The sequence below is a fragment of the Anaerovibrio sp. genome (assembly GCF_045637405.1).
Lineage (GTDB): Bacteria > Bacillota > Negativicutes > Selenomonadales > Selenomonadaceae > Anaerovibrio.
In genome coordinates, this window is sequence record NZ_JAZTZI010000036.1 from 1 (window position 1) to 2,260 (window position 2,260).

Sequence of the window (2,260 nt, forward strand, 5' to 3'; positions counted from 1 at the left end):
AGGAGCTGGAAGAATGCAAGACGGTGGGGGCAATTATTGAGAACAATCCAGACGCTTTGAAGAATTTGAAGGCCTGTGCTACTGTGCACGGGCAAACTTGAATATATGTATAAAGAAAGAAGCGAGAAAATTGGATAAAAAAGATATAGTTATTCGTCGGGAGACTCAGCAGGACTATAGGGCTGTGGAGAACCTTGTTAGGGAAGCATTTTGGAATGTGTACCGTCCCGGCTGTGTGGAGCATTATGTGCTGCATAAGCTGAGAGATAATGCTGATTTTGTGCCAGAGCTGGACTTTGTTATGGAAAAGGGAGGCGTACTCATTGGCCAGAATATATTTATGCGGGCTATTATTAAGGCTGATAATGGGCAAAATATTCCGGTAATGGCCATGGGACCAATCTCTATTGCTCCCGAATACAAGCGCCAGGGCTATGGAAAGCTGCTGCTTGATTATTGCCTTGAGCAAGCTGCAGAGCTGGGCTGTGGTGCCATGTGCTTTGAAGGAAATATTGATTTTTATGGCAAGAGCGGCTTTACCTACGCCAGTGAATTTGGCATCCGCTATCATGGGCTGCCGGAGGGAGAGGACGCATCATTCTTCCTCTGCAAGGAATTAAAGCCAGGCTATTTATCTGGCATCACGGGGGAATATGCTCCACCAGCCGGCTACATGGTAGCCGAGGAAAATCCTGAGGAGCTGGAAGCCTTTGAGGCCCAGTTCCCGTATAAGGAAAAGAAAGTCTTGCCGGGACAGATTTTCGGGTAATTTTTTAATGGCATTGCGGAGGAGCTATGGTACTTATCATAAACACGACTTCAAATAGCAATATGTCAGAAATATTAAAAGGGCTTCTTAATCAGAAAAAGACAGATTTTGATGTCATTGATACAGCTGATATGAACATAAGCCATTGCATGGGCTGTGGTCATTGCTGGCTGAAGAACCCCGGCACTTGTGTCATTAATGACGATTATGCAGAGATAATGCAGAAAATAATTACTGCAGACCAGCTATGGGTTATTTCGGACACGGCTCTTGGTTTTCTGAACCATAAGGGTAAGAATGTTTTTGATCGGATACTGCCGATTCTCTGTATTTATCTTGAGTTTCGTGGTGACCAGATGCGGCATATACTTCGTTATGATAAGCGGACGGATATTGGGATTATTTATCAGGGGGACGCCAATAGAAACTATCTGCGGCAGTGGCTGGACCGGTGTACCGATAATCTGGACAGCAAATCTCTGGGGGCTTATCCTGTGGCTGAGTTGAAGGAGGCGGCAAAATGCATGCACTGATTATTAACGGCAGTCCACGGGTGAAGCAGTTCAGCAATACGGATAAGATATTGGAAAAGTTCACCGCCGGGCTTCAGGAGGGTGGCTGTTCCAGTGAGGTTTATGAGATTTCTGTCCGCAATGACTGGGAGAAAATAAGGGAAGCCTTTAGGGAAAATGATAACATCATAATCGCCTTACCTCTTTATGTGGAGTGTGTTCCGGGGCTGCTGATGGAGTTTATGGAAGGCCTTGCCCCCAAGAATGAAAATACTCAGTTATCCTTTATTTTGCAGAGCGGTTTTGCTGAAGGGGCCCAGCTTCGCTGCGGTGAGAATTATTTAAGATTATTGGCCGGGCAGCTGGGGTGCAAATACGGTGGAACCCTGGTAAAGGGGGATAATTTCGGCATACGTTTTGCTGAAGGTAAGGAACGGGATAAAATAACTGAGCCCTACCGTAATATGGGGCAGATTTTCGCCCGGAATGGCGATTTCTTTTCCGATGAATGCCGTAAATTCACTGGGCTGGAAATCTTTCCGCTCCCTCTGCGCCTGTGCTTGAAACTGATGTTTAAAACCATACAGCGCAAAAACTTTCAAAAGGTGGCCACAAAATGGGGCTGTACCAAGCCACTGGATTATGAGCCATATAAGGAAAAATGATACTTAGTTCATAGAATAATGGAAAAACGGCAAATGCTATATTTGGGCATTTGCCGTTTTTTGTATGTTTTTGTCGTAACGATTTAATTATGTCATTTCGAGTTTCAATTTAGTCATTTTACATGGAAATGACTAAATTAAATTACTTGATGACTATATTAAAAAGTTGTATTGTAAACGTCAAAGTTTAGGTCGTATTCCCCACAGCCCATTCGTGTGAGATAATAACACCAACAAATTCAAGTTTTGCCGAATGACTTCGTGTTTCGGGAAAACTTCAAAAGTGAGGTGTTTTTACTTGGCGGAGAATTCGT

At 44.0% G+C, this 2,260-nt stretch carries 3 protein-coding genes; all 3 read left to right on the forward strand.

Going from position 1 to position 2,260, the window contains the following annotated elements; translation table 11 throughout:
- The first annotated feature begins 130 nt into the window (after nucleotides 1–130).
- Genes ACKI5G_RS02915 through ACKI5G_RS02925 form a run of 3 tightly spaced genes read left to right on the forward strand, consistent with a single transcriptional unit; the run spans nucleotide 131 to nucleotide 1,946 of the window.
- Nucleotides 131–769: a GNAT family N-acetyltransferase gene (locus tag ACKI5G_RS02915; protein ID WP_407397485.1), complete on the forward strand. Its 639-nt coding sequence runs from the start codon at nucleotides 131–133 to the stop codon at nucleotides 767–769.
- 26 nt (nucleotides 770–795) lie between these two features.
- The gene (locus tag ACKI5G_RS02920) at nucleotides 796–1,302 is read left to right on the forward strand and encodes a hypothetical protein (protein ID WP_407397487.1); all 507 of its coding nucleotides are present in this window, start codon (nucleotides 796–798) and stop codon (nucleotides 1,300–1,302) included.
- Nucleotides 1,290–1,946 (forward strand): NAD(P)H-dependent oxidoreductase, encoded by a 657-nt coding sequence (locus tag ACKI5G_RS02925; RefSeq protein ID WP_407397489.1) that lies wholly within the window; start codon nucleotides 1,290–1,292, stop codon nucleotides 1,944–1,946. The genes ACKI5G_RS02920 and ACKI5G_RS02925 overlap by 13 nt, the downstream gene beginning before the upstream one ends.
- Nucleotides 1,947–2,260 lie beyond the last annotated feature (314 nt).